Below are 15691 nucleotides of genomic sequence, written 5' to 3' on the forward strand. Positions count from 1 at the left end.
TTTTCAATGTTCGACCTGACTGGCAAAAAGGCGCTCGTCACCGGCGCGACCGGCGGCATCGGCGGCGCGATCGCGCAGGCGCTGCACGCGCAGGGTGCTACCGTTGCGATTTCCGGAACGCGCAAGGAAGTGCTGGATGAGCTTGCCGGCAAGCTCGGCGAGCGTACCCACGTGCTGCCCTGCAATCTCTCCAAGGCCGACGAGGTCGAGGCGCTGGTGCCCGCTGCGGAAGCCGCGATGGGGCAGGTCGACATTCTCGTCGCCAACGCCGGCATCACCCGCGACAATCTCTTCGTCCAGCTCCGTGACGAGGACTGGGAGGAGGTCATCAACATCAATCTGACCTCGACCTTCCGCCTGGCGCGCGCCGCGACCAAGCTGATGATGCGCAAGCGCTTCGGCCGTATCATTGCCATCACGTCGATCGTCGGCGTCACCGGCAATCCCGGGCAGGGCAACTACACGGCATCGAAGGCCGGCCTGATCGGCATGATCAAGACGCTCGGTGCCGAATACGCGAAGCGCGGCGTGACCGCGAACTGCATCGCGCCGGGCTTCATCAAGACGCCGATGACCGATGCGCTCAACGACAAGCAGCGCGAGACGATTCTGGCCAAGGTTCCGGCTGCCCGCCTGGGGACGCCGGAGGACATCGCAGCCGCCGCCGTCTACCTGAGTTCGAACGAAGCGGCCTACGTCACGGGACAAACCATCCACGTCAACGGCGGCATGGCCATGATCTGACGTCTCCTTCCGCACTGCCCACAAGGGCGGTGCGGGATGCGGCAAACGGCCGTTTCCGGTGCGAAATGAGGCTTGTAGTCAAGGCAGTTGAAGTATGATAACCGGACGCTCAACGGATGGGCAAAGAACGCCATTGCAGGTTTTTGAAACCCTGTATATTGGCGATGCGGAGCCTTGGCCGTCTCGCCGGGCCTGCATCGGTTAAGATGGGGCCAATCAAAGTTCGTAAGCGAAGGCAGTCAACGACCACGACGGCTCGTATCGTCCCGGGGGGTCGGGTCTACAGGGAACAACACGAGGTTATGCAATGAGTGACATTGGCGAGCGGGTTAAGAAGATCGTGGTCGAACACCTTGGTGTTGAACCCGAGAAGGTTGTCGACGCTGCGAGCTTCATCGACGACCTCGGCGCCGACAGTCTGGACACCGTCGAGCTGGTGATGGCGTTCGAAGAAGAATTCGGTTGCGAGATTCCGGACGACGCCGCGGAGACGATTCTCACCGTCGGCGACGCCACGAAGTTTCTCGAGAAGAACGCGAAGAGCTAAGGCTCTTCATTTTCGCGGGGACAACATTGAAACCGGACGGGCCGCTGACCAGCGGTCAGCCGGTTTCTTGTTATTGGCCGTGAATCTTTCGATGCGGAGTTTTCGAATATGAGGCGGGTTGTCGTCACTGGTCTCGGCATGGTGTCGCCGCTCGGCTGCGGCGTCGAACCGACCTGGAAACGCATCCTCAACGGCGAAAGCGGCGCACGCAGGATCGAGAGCTTCGATGTCTCCGATCTTCAGACCAAGTACGCCTGCACCGTCGTGCGCGGCGACGGCACGAACGATACGTTCAATCCCGATACCTGGATGGAGCCGAAGGACCAGCGCAAGGTCGACGACTTCATCATCTTCGGCATGGCCGCAGCCGGCCAGGCGCTCGATGATGCCAGCTGGCATCCCGAGACCGAAGAGGACAAGTGTGCGACCGGCACCATGATCGGTTCCGGCATCGGCGGCCTCACCGGCATTGCCGAAACCGCGATCCTCCTGAAGGAGCGCGGACCGCGCCGGGTGTCGCCGTTCTTCATTCCGGGCCGCCTCATCAATCTTGCCTCCGGCTACGTCTCGATCGCGCACGGCCTGAAGGGGCCAAACCATTCGGTGGTCACGGCCTGCTCGACCGGTGCACATGCGGTGGGCGACGCCGCCCGCCTGATTGCGCTGGGCGATGCCGACGTCATGGTTGCCGGTGGCGCCGAGTCGCCGATCAGCCGTATCGGCATTGCCGGCTTCAACGCCGCGCGCGCGCTCTCGACCGGCTTCAACGAAACGCCCGAGAAGGCATCGCGCCCCTACGACAAGGACCGCGACGGCTTCGTGATGGGCGAGGGCGCCGGCGTCCTCGTCCTGGAAGAACTCGAGCACGCTCAGCGTCGCGGCGCCAAGATCTACGCCGAGGTGATCGGCTACGGTCTTTCGGGCGATGCCTATCACATCACCTCGCCGTCGCCCGATGGCGATGGCGGCTTCCGCAGCATGGCGGCAGCGCTCAAGCGCGCCGGCCTCACGGCATCCGATCTCGACTACATCAACGCCCACGGCACCTCGACACCGCTCGGCGACGAGATCGAGCTCGGTGCGGTCGAGCGGCTGCTCGGCAACGCCGCTTCCAAGGTCGCGATGTCCTCGACCAAATCCTCGACCGGCCATCTCCTTGGTGCCGCCGGCGCGATCGAGGCGATCTTCGCCATTCTCGCGATTCGCGATAATGTCGTGCCGCCGACCATCAATCTGGACAATCCGTCGGTCGAGACTGCGATCGATCTCGTGCCGCACATTGCGAAGGAGCGCGAGGTCAACGTCGCGTTGTCGAATTCTTTCGGTTTTGGCGGTACCAACGCGTCGGTGATCTTCCGCCGCCTGGTTCATTAGTTTGCGTTTGAAACGAATCCACCGTTTTGCCGTATTCAGCGATAGTCATACCCCGTGGGCGCGTGCATTGGCTCGACAAGCGATTGTCTGGCCGCGATTGAACCGGCAGGATTCAGGTTGCTTCGATGAGTGAAAGGCCGCCCATTTCGCCCCGGAGTCCGCGGGCAGCGCTGGAGCCCGAGCAGGTTCCGCCGCCGCCGAGGCGATCGGATCGGGCGCGCAATCCCTTCGTGATCGTCGGCAACGCCATCATCACCCTTCTGCTGATCGCCATGTTGGGCGCCGGCGGCGTCTACTATTACGGCCGGCAATTGCTCGAGGCGCCGGGGCCGCTGAAGGAAGACAAGATCGTCAACATCCCGCAGCGGGCCGGCAAGCGCGACATCGCCGAGACGCTGAACCGGGAAGGCGTGGCCGACGTCAATCCCTGGGTGTTCATCGCCAGCGTCGCCGCGCTGAAGGCGAGCTCGGACCTGAAGCCAGGTGAATATTCGTTCCAGAAGAACGCCTCCTTGCGCGACGTCATCGCCACTATCGTCGAGGGCAAGGTGGTGCAGCATTCCGTTACGATCCCGGAAGGCCTCACCTCCGAGCAGATCGTGGCGCGGCTGTCCGACAACGACATCTTCACCGGCAGCGTCCGCGAATTGCCGCGTGAAGGCACGCTGCTGCCCGAGACCTACAAGTTCCCGCGCGGGACCCCGCGCGATCAGGTGATCCAGCGCATGCAACAGGCGCACAAGCGCGTGCTGGCCGAGATCTGGGAGCGCCGCAGCCAGGACATTCCGGTGAAATCGCCGGAGCAACTGGTGACGCTGGCCTCGATCGTCGAGAAGGAAACCGGCAAGCCGGACGAGCGCAGCCGTGTCGCCGCCGTATTCGCCAACCGGCTGAAGCAGAAAATCAAGCTGCAGTCCGATCCGACCATCATCTACGGCCTTGTCGGCGGCAAGGGTACGCTCGGCCGACCGATCAAGCGCAGCGAGATCACGCAGCCTTCGCCCTACAACACCTATGTGATCGAGGGACTGCCGCCCGGTCCGATCTCCAACCCCGGCCGCGCCTCGCTGGAAGCCACCGCCAACCCGGCCCGCACCCGCGACCTCTATTTCGTCGCCGACGGCACCGGCGGGCATGCCTTCACCGAAACCTACGACGCGCACCAGAAGAACGTCGCCAAGCTGCGCGCGATGGAGAAGCAGATCCAGAACGACACGGTCGAGCCGGCCGAGGATGCGCAGCCGCCGGCGGCCGCCGCGCCCGGCGCTGCCGCGGATCCGCCGACCGCGACCACGCCGGCGCGGCCCAATCAGCAGAAAAAGCCGCCAGCCGCTCGCCCCGCTGGTCCCGCGCCCGCCCGCCAGGGCGCGGTGCAGCCGTCGCCGCCGGTGGTCCAGCGCTAGTTCGCGCAGACCTGCCTGCGGGACTTTGCGGATTCCACTTTCCTGCAAAATAGTCTTAAGATTCGCGTGGCCTGATGGGCCTCGCGAATCCTGTGTCCGGAGAAATTGACCTGATGGCGCTGTCGTCCATGACCGGCTTTGCCCGAAGCCACGGCGCTAGCGGGCCGTATACGTTCGAATGGGAATTGAAGTCGGTCAACGCCAAGGGCTTTGACCTCAGGGTGCGGTTGCCGCAGGGGTTCGACGAGCTCGAGGCCCACGCCAAGAAACGCGCCGGCGAGCTCTTGTCGCGCGGCACCGTCTACGCCAATCTCAACGTCAAGCGCGCCAACGCCGCCGCCTCCGTCCGCGTCAACGAGGACGTGCTCAACGCCGTCCTGAAGGCGGCCGCGATGATCGCCGGCAAGGTCGACGCGGTCGCGCCGAGCGTCGACGGCCTGCTCGCCATCAAGGGCGTCGTCGAGGTTGCCGAGCCCGAGGGTGACGAGGAGGAGGACAAGGCCGCGCGTGCCGCCGCCGCGGAGGCCTTCGACAAGGCGCTCGCCGATCTCGTCGAGATGCGCAAGCGCGAGGGCACGTCGCTCGGGCAGATCCTGACCCAGCGGGTCGACGAGGTCGAGGTGCTGGCGAGGAAGGCGGAAGCCGCGCCGGGCCGCAAGCCCGAGGCGATCAAGGCGAGGCTCGCCGAGCAGATCGCAACCCTGCTCGACACCTCCGACCGTTTCGATTCCGACCGCCTGATGCAGGAGGCGATCCTGATCGCCACCAGGGCGGACATCCGCGAGGAGCTCGACCGCATCGCCTCCCACATCGCGCAGGCGCGCGAGCTGATTGGCAAGGGCGGCCCGATCGGCCGCAAGCTCGACTTCCTGGCGCAGGAGTTTCATCGCGAGGTCAACACCTGCTGCTCGAAGTCGAACGATATCGAGCTGACCAATACGGGCCTGGCCATGAAGAACGTGGTCGAGCAATTCCGCGAACAGGTCCAGAATCTGGAGTGATTGATGACGGCGGGCGGTCACGGAACTGACGGTGTCGAGCGGCGTGGATTGATGTTCGTGTTGTCCTCGCCGTCGGGCGCGGGCAAGACGACGCTGTCGCGTCTGCTGATCGAGCGCATGCCCGGCCTGCGGATGTCGGTCTCCGCGACCACGCGGGCAATGCGGCCCGGCGAGGTCGACGGCCGCGACTACCTGTTCGTCGACAAGGCCAGGTTCGACGCGATGGTGAAGGGCGACGAGCTGCTGGAATGGGCGACGGTGTTCGACAACAGCTACGGCACGCCGCGTGCGCCGGTCGAGGCGGCGCTGTCGGCCGGGCAGGACGTGTTGTTCGACATCGACTGGCAGGGCACGCAGCAGCTTCGCGAGAAGGCGCGCGCGGACGTCGTCAGCGTGTTCATCTTGCCGCCCTCGGCCGCCGATCTCGAGAAGCGGCTGCATTCGCGCGCGCAGGATTCCGACGAGGTGATCCGCAAGCGCATGAGCCGCGCCAGCCACGAGATGAGCCACTGGGCCGAGTACGACTACATCGTCATCAACCACGCGGTCGACGAGGCGTTTGCCGAGGTGCAGTCGATCCTGAAGGCCGAGCGCCTCAAGCGCGAGCGGCGGACTGGCCTCGTTGGTTTCGTACGAGGTTTGCAAGGCCAGCTTCAAGGTTAGGCTTCGCGAGACGCGGTCCTTCCTGCGCCAGCCGTTCCAGCATCGCCGTGATCACGTCGACGTCGACGGCGTCCTCGATCTGCAGATCGTCATCGCGATTGGCCGACTCTTTGCCATTGATGTCGTTGGCCGCGAGCCGGGGGGCCGATGCCTCGATCTCGAACTCTCCGTTGAACATGTTGGCCTCGTCGAGCTCTGCGACCTCGTTGCGGGCTTGGGGCGCCCGCTGATCGACGGCATCGATCGCGTGATCGATCGCCTCGAGCTGCGCGGCTTCGCGCTGAGTGGCTTCGCGTTGGGGGGCTTGGCGACGCGCGGCCGCCTGGGGACGGGCGGCATCGAAATCCACCGGGCGCGGCTGCTGCGCACGCGGCGCGGCAGTCGGCATCGCCTCGAGCCAGGGCGCGCGACCGTCGTCGTGCGGCTCCCGATTGTCCCAATTGACGCGACGATCCTGGACGCGGACGCGTCGTCCGCCTGCGAAGCGATAGATGATGCTGGCGAGGAGGCCGGCGAGCGCCAGCGCGCCACCGATCACGAGCAGCAGCGTCTGGAGCGAGCCGGTCGCTTTATCGGTGGTGGCATCTGCTGCGGCAAGCGCGACCGGGGCAGGGGATTTTGACGGCTTCGCGCTCGGCGGTGCGGGCGAGGCGACAGGAGCGGGCGCAGCCTGCGGTGCGGGCGACGGAGCCGCGGCGGAGGCATCGGGCCAGCGCGTGGCGACCGGGGGCTGCTGCGCGTTGCTGTCGGCGGAGGGAGTGGCAGCTTGTTGCATCGGCGCCGGTTTCGCTGGCGCGGGCGCATTCGGCGTCGTCGGCGCGGTATTGCCCTGCGGCGTCAGATATTCGGCGCGTGCGTCCTGCAATGGGTGCTGCTGCGGCGGCGCTGCTGAATCTGCCGTCGGTGCATCGGGCGCAGCCTGCGCGGTTTGCACGGCCTTGGCGCTGTCCTTGCCGCCTTCGGCGCGCAGATACCAGCATTGCCGCTTGGTCCCGCGCTCCAGGCGATAGTACCAATGCTGCCCCTGCGGCGCGACGCCCTTTGGCGAGGCGAGGCAGTCGCTGGCGGCATTTGCCGAGCTCGTTGCCTCCGGCGCATTCTGCGACACGGCGGCCAGTGGTGCGCCGGCGATGATGCTGCCGACAAGCGCAGATATGAACTTCGCGGTGCGGTTGCCCATCCTGGTCTCCCGATTACGCATAACGCAACTCTTTACCTTCCCTTTGTCATCAAAGACTTGGGTGGCAATGAGCCGCAAATCCGGAGAGGATGTGGCTTGAATCGGGCCTGCGCGGCGTTCGTTCCTCCGCGAATTCAGGCGTTTTCGAGGGCTATTGCTTCGCCGAACTCCAGGTTCCGCCGCAGCCGTCGGAGCGGCGCCACGTTCCGGAACCACTGCGGCCCGAGAGCCGGCCCGTGCTGACGGTTCCGCGAACGCCTTCGCCGATGATCTTGCCCGAGCTCACGACGACAGCGCCGCTCGTGCTGCCGCCGCAACCAACGCTGACGACCGCCCAGGCACCGTCGAAACCACCGCCGCCACCTCCACCGCCACCTCCGCTTCGCCGAGGCGACGAGCGTTCCTCGGTCGCCGGCTTGCTCCGGCGTGAGGGCGCGGCCGGTTCGGCCGAGCGGCCTGAAGAAGTATCCTGGCGCGAGCCGGACAACGACTTTTCGTCGTTGCCGATTGAGCCGCCGGCGCTGCCAGACTGCGCGAAGGCGGACGACGAGGCGAGGGCGAGGTTGAGGAGGGACGCAAGGGTGATCGTACGGACGACGGCATTGGGCATGAGGAAACAATCCGAAATGAAAAAGGTATCAGCGGCCGGAGCCGTCGGCGCAGACGGATCCGATAATGCGGCAAGCTTTGCCAGCCTTGCCGCATTCGTCAAGCGCGGCATCCCTGGCGTGCTGGATGCTGTCGCGCTGGACCAGCGACCAGGACTTGTCTGATATCGCGAACGCGCCGCAGCGGTTGCCGTAGAAGGAGAGCTCGATCGGACATTTGGCACCGGCGCAATTGCCGCGCGCATCCGCCACCGCCGCGCGCCGCGAGGCGTGGTTCCACGATATGCCCCATTTGCTGCTGTCGGGCCCGTATACGATCGAGCCCCACGGCTTCAGATCCTCCATCTTGCGCATCCGCAGCAGCAGGCCTTCGGTTGCCTCGCCCGTCGGCGCCATCGAGATCCTCTGCTGGAGCTTGGTGATCGCACGGGTCAGTCCATCGGGCGTGTCAGGATCGAAATTGAGCTCGTAGAGCCGCTCACTCAATTCGCTCAGCAGCGCGGCATCGCGCAGCGGCACGCGATCGGGATCGGCGCGCAGCCGATCCGCCGGCAGCGGATCGGGCTGCATCGCCGCGACCTGCGGCGGCGGGCTTTGCGTCGGCGGCACGAAATAGAAGGTGCCGTCGATCGGCGAGGACGACACCCAGGGCTGCTGCGCGCCTGATGTGGCGCGCTTCACGGCGAGGCCGACCTGGTTGAAGGTCTGGAACACGTCGAGGCCCGCGGTCCGGACCGTCGCCGCCAGCGCCTTGGTGTAGGGGCTGTGGCCGTCGCTGCCGTCCTGCGCGACGTTGCCGGGCTGCGTCGCGTAGGAGATCAGCGTGCCCTCCGGCGCGCGCATCTGCGCAAGGCCGCCGTCGGAGGCGCGCAGGCCGCGCGAGCCAAACGGGTTGTTGCGGCAGGCGTCGAGGATCACGAGGTTGAGGCGCGTGCCCGACCCCTGCATCTGCCGCAGCACGAGGTTGACGTCGGTCATCTGGAAATCGACATCGGCCTCGCGCGTCGGATTGGCGCCGACAGGCACGAGATAGTTGGAGCCGGCGACCTGCACGCCGTGGCCGGCATAATAGAACAGCGCGACGTCGGCGCCCTGGACCTGCCGGCCAAAGCTCTGCACCGCGATATCCATCGCGCCCTTGTCGAGATCGAGCTGGGCGCGCCCGCCGACCAGCGTGAAGCCGAGCGCGCCAAGCGTCTCCGCCATCAGGCTCGCGTCCTTGGAGGGATTGTCGAGCGGCGTGATGTTCTTGTAGGCGGAGTTGCCGACGACCAACGCAATGCGCTTCTCGGCCGAGGCCGGCGCCGCCCCGGCGATAAGCAGGGCTGCGGCCAGCGCCGCCAGCCCCACGACGCGATTGAAAATCCTCGCGCGCATGAAAACCCCCAAAGCGAAAATTCTTCAAGGCAATGACGCCAATCTACCAGCCCGGCGCGCCGGCGAAAAGCGGTGCGACATTCTGTGCAGGGCAATCGCATGGGAGCGTTACAGGCCGTCATGCCCGGGCTTATCCCGGGCATCCACCCCGGGGCACGCACGCCGGAATGATGAGGGATGGATCGGTGTTTACTTCCACACCCGCGCCAGCGTCAGCGCCAGACATCCCAGCGCAGTGCTGATGAGTCCCACCAGCGCGTAGGACTGGGCGAACACGCCGGTCTGGATAAAGACCTGGCAGGCGATGGCGATGCAGATTGCGGCCAGCAGCAGGCAGGCGCAGCCAACAATGATAGACAGATAGCATATCGCGGTTGCGACGGGCCTTGCGGATGAAGCGGGATCGTTCATGCAGGGTTACAACGGCGCGGCCGGCGGCGGGTCGATCCGCCGCGGCGTGCGCGCAAGATCATCAGTCGCGGGCGCAGCAATCGACAAGTGCGCGCCAGATGCGCTGAACTTCGATGGTCCGCTGCAGCTCAAGGACGTGGTTCTCGCTTGCATGAGAGGACTTTTCCTCCAGTCGTGATTCACGTGGTGCGATCCAGCGCTCGGATATCGGATCGTACCATTTGCCGAGATCGACCAAGTTCGTGTCTCCTCTCTTCGATCCCCCTGGTCTTTTAGCCCATGCGCCTGTTCGTGGTGTTCTGGGTGATGTTGCCGTGCTCGGCCTGTTCGCGAATGTTCTGCTTCTCGTCGTCGCGATGGCCCTTGGTGGTGTCGAGCGGAATTGACGGCGTGCTGCCGGGACCCTTGTGGCTCTGGTTCTCCGCGGGAACAGGCTTGACCGTTTTCGTCAGCGGCTTCGTCATGGGCTTTGACTCCGTCGTTGCCTCACGAGATGCCAACGCATGGGACATTCGCGGCGTTCCAATTGGTGGTCTGATGTGATCGGTGCGGAGGCGACGGGAAGGGCTGTCAGCGAAACCGCCGTGTCACCATTGCAAGCACGAAGACAGGCTCGCTTCCGTCAAACACGCTGAGCGTCCAGCTGTCGCCGGGGCGCAGCGCATGCTCGACGTCGCGGGAGAGGCGGACGGCTTCGCGCCAGGCGGCATCGTCGTCGAGGAGCGTTTCACCGGTCGTGTCGGTGTGAGGTTGCTGGCCCTCGAAATGAAAGAAGTACCGCGCCATGTCGGGCAATGCGGGCCACGCGAATATGTTCCGGCTGCGCGGATCGTTCTAGCCCGCCGAGCGTCCCAGCACTTCGCGAAAGTGCTTCTTCACCGCGCCGTTGCAAGTGCAGGCGCTTGTCTCGAGTGCCGGCGCATCGAGAATCAGGATGGCGCCGCGGCGGGTCGCGAGGATGCGCCTGGCCTTGAACGTCTGGATGACGCGGCTGGCATAGCTGCGGGAGACGCCGAGCATGCTGGCGAGCTGCTCATGGGTAAGGCGGATTTCGTCGCTGCCGATATGCTCTCGGGCCGCAATGATCCATTTCGCCGCGCGTTGCTCGATCGAATGCGCCGCGTTGCAGGCCGCGGTCTGGAGCAGCTGTGCGAACTGGCAGGCTGCGTAGCGCGAAAAAATCTCATGCATGCTGGGCGATCGCTGCTGCGCCTGCTCGAGCGCGCGCAGCGGCAGGCGGACCAGCGTGCCGCCGACCTTCACGACGACGCGGGAAAAGGCCAGCGACGGGCTGCGGCCTGCGGAAAGACCGACCCCGCCCTCGCGGCCCACCAGGAGACTTTCGACCTCGCGGTCATCCTCAACCGGCACCGCGAACGACACGAACGCAGGGCCGCAGGGGAAGTGGACCACGGAGATGCCGTCGCCGGCGTGATGCAGAACGTGGTTCGCGGCGACCTCGACCGATTGCAGGTGCGGCGCGAGCAGCTCGAAATCCTGGGCGCTGAGCCTTCGCAGCAGATCGTTCCTGGGCCGGCCGGTCACTCTTCTTGTCTCTGGGCTCTTCGTTGGCCGGGAATCGGCGTCTCTGGGAAAAACCCTACGTTTCCGCGCAGGAACCGACAGTTCCAAAGTGAACACAAGTGTTTGCGGGAAACCGAAAAGTTCGCAGCAGCGAGGCGTCGCGGCGTCCGGCGTTGCCCGCAGGACACGCTGCGAACTTTGTTCTCATCCGCAGAACTACGGAAATTCCAAATGAGCCAGCGCTTGTGGGGCGCCGCGGGCTCTTATCCGAGACGGATCTGGCGTTCGGCCAGGAGGCGGCTTTGGGCGACCTGCTTGCGGTAGGCACCGATCGCCTTGTTGGCGAGCATCAACTGCCGGCGCTCTCCGGTCCTGAGCTGCGCTTCGATGGCATCCAGAATGGTGTTCGCGGTCTCGTCCGGAGGTCCGAGCTCGCCGCTCTGCTCCAGGAAGCTCCAGGCGATGAAGAATGCGCTTTCGACGGTGCAACGAATGGACATGCGCTGCCAACGCGGTGTGGCCGCAGCCGTTCCGCGCGGCGACGTGCCTTCAGCGCGCAGGTTTGGCGCTACTTCAGCGAGGTGCTGATCGAGCCGAACTTCAACTTCAACGACGAGCCGAGATTGTTGACCACAGCGATGATCGCGAGCGCGATGCCGGCTGCGATCAGGCCGTATTCGATTGCAGTGGCTGCGGTTTCATCGGCCAGGAAGCGGCGGATGGTCTGCATGGCCTCACCAGAATTCCAAAGAGAAAGCTGGCCAGGACTTTAGTTCGCGACGTGCCGGTTCCCCTATTTGGAACCGGGGCTTGCGTCGATTCCGGGTTAATTCGGCGGAGGAAAACGCGGCGGCGAGATCTCATCCCGCCGCCAAGCCTGCCTGGATTTTCCTGCGCGTCAGTTCTTCAGCACGATGCGGCCGACGACCTTGCCGGCGCGCAATTCGTCGATCCATTTCTGGACGTCGCCCATCGGCTCCTCGCGCATCGGCGTCGGCTTGATCTTGCCGGCGCGGGCGAGCGCCATCAGCTCCTGGGCTTCGGTGAGCGTGCCGACCATAAAGCCTTCGACTGTCAGGCGCTTGTAGACCCATTGCACCATCGGCAGGGTGAACTGGCCGCCCATCAGGCCGGACACCACGACCTTGCCGCCGCGCGCGGCGACCGCCACGGCAAAGGCCATCGACTTCTCATTGCCGGCGAAATCGACCACCTCGTCGAAGCCGCCCTCGGTTTCCTTCAGGATGCGCTTGATCACGTCGGGCTCGGACGGATCATAGGCGTTGGCTGCGCCGTTCTTCAGCGCGGTCTCGCGTGCGGCCGGCGAGAGATCGGCCACCGTGATCGGCTGCTTGAACATCGCCTGCGCAAACGACAGGCCCATCATGCCGACGCCGCCAAGGCCGATCAGCAGCAGATTGCGCTGGCGCGGACGGTCGACCAGGCGCTTGAGCGCGCCGTAGGCGGTCACGCCGGAGCACATCAGCGTCGCGGCCTGGTTGACGGGCAGGGGATCGTAGTCGAGCAGGTACTTCGCGTCGGGCACCAGTACGTGGGTGGCGAAGCCGCCATCGATGGAGACGCCGAGGAAGCGCTGCTTCGCGCAAAGGTTTTCGTCGCCATTGGCGCAGTCGCGGCACTGGCCGCAGCCGATCCACGGGAACACCGCCTTCTTCGCTCCGACCAGGCCGGCCGGCACGTCAGGGCCGACTTCGTCGACCACGCCCGCGATCTCGTGGCCGAGCGTGAAGGGCAGCGTCATGCCGCGCGTGGTGTCGAGCTTCTTGCCGCCGCCGAGGTCGGCATAGCCGTCCTGGATGTGCAGGTCGGAATGGCAGAGGCCGCAGCGCTCGATGCGCACCAGCACCTCGGCGCCCTGCGGCTTCGGCGTGTCGACGATGGTCTCGCACAAGGGCGCATCGAATTTGACCAGGGACTGCCGACGCATCAACGCCATATTCCTTCCTCCGAAATTCCTGTTATCCAGCTTGCTTTCGTATATCCGCCAATTCACGCGCCATGGCAACAAAGCCTGATATCGGGATGGTCTCGGCACGCCGCGTCGCATCGACACCTGCGGCCGCGGCAAGGCGAGCGGGATCCGCTTGAAGCGATTTCAGGCTTTGCCGCAGCATTTTTCGGCGCTGCCCGAAAGCGGCGGCTGCGACCTGTTCGAGCAGCTTGCGATCGCAAGGCAGGGGCTCTGCGCGCGGCACCAGCCGCACGACGGAGGAGGTGACCTTCGGCGGCGGCACGAAGGCCGAGGGCGAAATGTCGAACAGGATCTTCGTCTCGCAGCGCCAGTTGGCGAGCACGCCGAGGCGGCCATAGGCCTCCTCGTCCTCGCGTGCCACGATCCGCTCGCCGACCTCGCGCTGGAACATCAGGACCATCATGTCGTACCAGGGCGGCCAGGGGTCGGTCGTGAGCCAGCCGATCAGGAGCTGGGTCGCGATGTTGTAAGGCAGGTTCGCGACGATCTTTGCTCTTTCGCCATTGAGCAGCGGACGCGGGTCGAAGGTCATGGCGTCGCCATGGACGATCTCGAGCCTATCAGGGTAGCGCGCGGAAATATCCTGCAAGGCAGGGATCGCGCGCTCGTCATGCTCGATGGCGATGACGCGTTTGGCGCCGAGCGCGAGCAACGCGCGCGTCAACCCGCCCGGGCCGGGACCGATCTCGACGATGGTGGAGTCCTCGAGCGGCGCGGCCGCACGCGCGATGCGCGCGGTGAGATTGAGGTCGAGCAGGAAGTTCTGCCCCAGCGATTTGCGTGCCGACAGTGCGTGCTGGCGAATGACCTCGCGAAGCGGCGGGAGGTCGTCGATCGCGCTCATCAGCTTTGCGCAGCCGCCATGCGGCTTGCGAGCTTGAGCGCCGCGATCAGGCTTGCCGGCTTGGCCTTGGCCGTGCCGGCGATGTCGAACGCGGTGCCGTGATCGGGCGAGGTGCGGATGAAGGGCAGGCCGAGGGTGACATTGACCGCGTCGTCGAAGGCGACCGTCTTGATCGGGATCAGCGCCTGGTCGTGGTACATGCAGACGGCGCAGTCATAGGTGCTTCGCGCGGCTTCGTGAAACATGGTGTCGGCAGGGAGCGGTCCCTTCGCCTCGATGCCGTCGCCGCGCAACGCCTTGAGCGCTGGCGCAATCACGGTCTGCTCCTCGTGGCCGAGCGAGCCGTCCTCTCCGGCATGCGGGTTGAGGCCGGAGATCGCGATGCGCGGCCTTTCGATGCCGAAGCGGGATTTCAGCTCGGTCGCGACGATGCGCACGGTCGAGACAATGAGCTCGCTGGTGAGCTGGGCCAGCGCATCGCGCAAGGAGACGTGGATGGTCACGGGCACCACGGCGAGTCGCGGCGACCACAGCATCATCACCGGCTGCGGCACGCGGCCGTTCTCCGCGGCAAGCTCGGCGAGGTATTCGGTGTGGCCGGGATGGCGGAAGCCTGAGCGGTAGAGCACGCTCTTGGCGATCGGGTTGGTGACGACGGCGCCGGCGCGGCCTTCACGGACGTCGGCGACCGCCTGCCGGATCGAAGCGAGCGCGGCCGGCGCGCTCGCGTCATCGGGCTTGCCGGGCTCGGCTGTTGCACTCTCGCCCGTTGCGACCACGGGCAGGGCCTCGGTGAACGCGGCTGCGGCCTCGCCGGCGCTTACCGAGGCAGTCCGGATATCGGCGCCGAGGGCCTTGGCGCGGCGGGCGACGAAGGCCTCGTCGCCGAGCAGATAGAAGGCGGGCAGGTTCAGTTCGCGGCGTCTGAGCCAGGCTGCGATCGTGATGTCGGGGCCGATGCCGGCGGGCTCTCCCAGGGTCAGGGCGAGGGGCTTCGAAGGCTTGATGGAAGGTTCTAAGGCGAAGTTGGCCATCAGCGGTTGCGATATTCGATCATCGCCGCTTTCCGGAGATCATCGAGATAGGCCTTCTGGGTCTTCTCGTATTTCTCCGAATACATCTTCTCGCGGACCTCGCGCTTTTTCGGCGTGTCGATCATGGTCGGCTTGCGCGAGCACAGCACGACCATCTCGATGCCCGCCTTGGTGACCTCCGGCGCGGTCAGGTGGCCGATCTGGGTGTCGTCGAGCACCTTGCGAAGCGCCTCGGGCAGTTCCGCGGTGGTCTTGGTGACGGTGTCGCGGATGGTGGCGTTCGGCGTTGAGCGGAACAGCGAATTGGCTTCCTCGCAGCTTCCGACACGCGAGCGATAGGTCTCGGCTTCCTTCTGCCGCGTCTCCAGGAACGCCGGGGACGAGCCGCGCGGCACGATCAGCACGATCGGCTGCATCTTGTACTCGGTGCCCTCGATCTGGAGCTTGTCGCCGGTCTGGGCCTGCACGGCCTGCGCGACGTCGCGCTCGCCGACCATCAGCTTCTCCTTGAAGCGGCCGCGTACGAGGCTGGTCCAGACCATCTCGGCCTTCATGCGGCCCTTCAGCGTCTCGGGGCGGACGCCCTTGACCTCGAGCGACTTGGTGAGCTGATCCGGCGTGATGCGCATGCGCTGCGCCATGCCCTCGTAGGACTGGTTGATGTCGGAGATGCCGGGGTCGACGCCGTACTTCTTGCCTTCCTTGAGTTTCACCTTGTCGTCGATCAGCTCGTTGATGACCTCCTGCCGGCTCGGGGTCTTCTGCGTCGTCAGCTGGTCGAGCTTGGAGCGCTGCTCGATGTCGAAATCGGTGATCGGGTCGCCGTTGACCATCACGACGATGTTCTGCGCGCGCGACGGCGCGGGCAGGCCGGTGAGGATCAACCCGGCACCGATGGCGAGGAGGAGGCGAAAAACAGGCAATTGGGTCGTCATGATTATCGCTCGCATGTCAGCCGGGATGAGCTCGCTCTCGGGAGAGCCCGGCC

The 15691-nt window shown here is 65.5% G+C and carries 20 protein-coding genes; 6 read left to right on the plus strand and 14 right to left on the minus strand.

Going from position 1 to position 15691, the window contains the following annotated elements; translation table 11 throughout:
• Positions 1-6: 6 nt before the first annotated feature.
• The 6 genes from fabG to gmk all read left to right on the plus strand — a co-directional run bounded on the left by fabG (position 7) and on the right by gmk (position 5732).
• Positions 7-744 (plus strand): 3-oxoacyl-[acyl-carrier-protein] reductase, encoded by a 738-nt coding sequence (gene fabG / locus AB7245_RS20300; RefSeq protein ID WP_028147729.1) that lies wholly within the window; start codon positions 7-9, stop codon positions 742-744.
• Positions 745-1051: 307 nt separating this feature from the next.
• Positions 1052-1291, plus strand: a complete 240-nt coding sequence (locus AB7245_RS20305) for an acyl carrier protein (RefSeq protein ID WP_008130699.1) — start codon at positions 1052-1054, stop codon at positions 1289-1291.
• Between the two features lie 108 nt (positions 1292-1399).
• Positions 1400-2665 carry a beta-ketoacyl-ACP synthase II gene (gene fabF, locus AB7245_RS20310; RefSeq protein ID WP_439034771.1) on the plus strand — a complete coding sequence of 422 codons (1266 nt, stop codon included), beginning with the start codon at positions 1400-1402 and terminating at the stop codon, positions 2663-2665.
• A 125-nt stretch (positions 2666-2790) separates the two neighbouring features.
• The gene (gene mltG, locus AB7245_RS20315; RefSeq protein WP_208086427.1) at positions 2791-4068 is read left to right on the plus strand and encodes an endolytic transglycosylase MltG; all 1278 of its coding nucleotides are present in this window, start codon (positions 2791-2793) and stop codon (positions 4066-4068) included.
• A gap of 113 nt (positions 4069-4181) precedes the next feature.
• Positions 4182-5069, plus strand: coding sequence for a YicC/YloC family endoribonuclease (locus AB7245_RS20320; RefSeq protein ID WP_063983695.1), 888 nt, complete (start codon positions 4182-4184; stop codon positions 5067-5069).
• A gap of 3 nt (positions 5070-5072) precedes the next feature.
• Positions 5073-5732 (plus strand): guanylate kinase, encoded by a 660-nt coding sequence (gmk, locus tag AB7245_RS20325; RefSeq protein WP_439034772.1) that lies wholly within the window; start codon positions 5073-5075, stop codon positions 5730-5732.
• Here gmk and AB7245_RS20330 read toward each other — a convergent pair.
• The 14 genes from AB7245_RS20330 to AB7245_RS20395 form a co-directional block, all read right to left on the minus strand.
• Positions 5665-6912, minus strand: a complete 1248-nt coding sequence (locus AB7245_RS20330) for a hypothetical protein (protein ID WP_439034773.1) — start codon at positions 6910-6912, stop codon at positions 5665-5667. The two genes, gmk and AB7245_RS20330, sit on opposite strands and share 68 nt — an antisense overlap.
• 151 nt (positions 6913-7063) lie before the next feature.
• Positions 7064-7522, minus strand: coding sequence for a hypothetical protein (locus AB7245_RS20335; RefSeq protein ID WP_439034774.1), 459 nt, complete (start codon positions 7520-7522; stop codon positions 7064-7066).
• 28 nt (positions 7523-7550) lie between these two features.
• On the minus strand, positions 7551-8897 hold the full coding sequence (locus AB7245_RS20340; protein ID WP_439034775.1) for a caspase family protein: 1347 nt from the start codon (positions 8895-8897) through the stop codon (positions 7551-7553).
• Positions 8898-9086: 189 nt separating this feature from the next.
• A complete protein-coding gene (locus AB7245_RS20345; RefSeq protein WP_063983690.1) occupies positions 9087-9308 on the minus strand; it encodes a hypothetical protein in 222 nt (73 codons plus the stop codon).
• Positions 9309-9369: 61 nt separating this feature from the next.
• Positions 9370-9546 carry a hypothetical protein gene (locus AB7245_RS20350; RefSeq protein ID WP_166095994.1) on the minus strand — a complete coding sequence of 59 codons (177 nt, stop codon included), beginning with the start codon at positions 9544-9546 and terminating at the stop codon, positions 9370-9372.
• Positions 9547-9580: 34 nt separating this feature from the next.
• Entirely contained in the window at positions 9581-9772 is a 192-nt protein-coding gene (locus AB7245_RS20355; RefSeq protein ID WP_063983688.1) for a hypothetical protein, read from the minus strand.
• A 106-nt stretch (positions 9773-9878) separates the two neighbouring features.
• A complete protein-coding gene (locus AB7245_RS20360; RefSeq protein ID WP_063983687.1) occupies positions 9879-10094 on the minus strand; it encodes a DUF6894 family protein in 216 nt (71 codons plus the stop codon).
• Positions 10095-10142: 48 nt separating this feature from the next.
• The gene (locus AB7245_RS20365; protein WP_439034776.1) at positions 10143-10853 is read right to left on the minus strand and encodes a Crp/Fnr family transcriptional regulator; all 711 of its coding nucleotides are present in this window, start codon (positions 10851-10853) and stop codon (positions 10143-10145) included.
• Between the two features lie 242 nt (positions 10854-11095).
• On the minus strand, positions 11096-11332 hold the full coding sequence (locus AB7245_RS20370) for a hypothetical protein (RefSeq protein WP_028157550.1): 237 nt from the start codon (positions 11330-11332) through the stop codon (positions 11096-11098).
• Between the two features lie 68 nt (positions 11333-11400).
• A complete protein-coding gene (locus AB7245_RS20375) occupies positions 11401-11562 on the minus strand; it encodes a Flp family type IVb pilin (protein ID WP_071917505.1) in 162 nt (53 codons plus the stop codon).
• A gap of 168 nt (positions 11563-11730) precedes the next feature.
• Positions 11731-12789, minus strand: a complete 1059-nt coding sequence (locus AB7245_RS20380; protein ID WP_439034777.1) for an alcohol dehydrogenase — start codon at positions 12787-12789, stop codon at positions 11731-11733.
• Positions 12790-12811: 22 nt separating this feature from the next.
• Positions 12812-13669: a 16S rRNA (adenine(1518)-N(6)/adenine(1519)-N(6))-dimethyltransferase RsmA gene (gene rsmA / locus AB7245_RS20385; protein ID WP_085402860.1), complete on the minus strand. Its 858-nt coding sequence runs from the start codon at positions 13667-13669 to the stop codon at positions 12812-12814.
• Positions 13669-14703 carry a 4-hydroxythreonine-4-phosphate dehydrogenase PdxA gene (gene pdxA / locus AB7245_RS20390; protein WP_439034778.1) on the minus strand — a complete coding sequence of 345 codons (1035 nt, stop codon included), beginning with the start codon at positions 14701-14703 and terminating at the stop codon, positions 13669-13671. The genes rsmA and pdxA overlap by 1 nt, the downstream gene beginning before the upstream one ends.
• Complete coding sequence (locus tag AB7245_RS20395) at positions 14703-15638, minus strand: peptidylprolyl isomerase (protein ID WP_439034779.1); 936 nt, start codon at positions 15636-15638, stop codon at positions 14703-14705. Before AB7245_RS20395 ends, pdxA begins: the two co-directional genes overlap by 1 nt.
• Positions 15639-15691: the final 53 nt, after the last annotated feature.

It is taken from the genome of Bradyrhizobium sp. 604_D8_N2_3, assembly GCF_051810765.1.
GTDB lineage: Bacteria > Pseudomonadota > Alphaproteobacteria > Rhizobiales > Xanthobacteraceae > Bradyrhizobium > Bradyrhizobium barranii.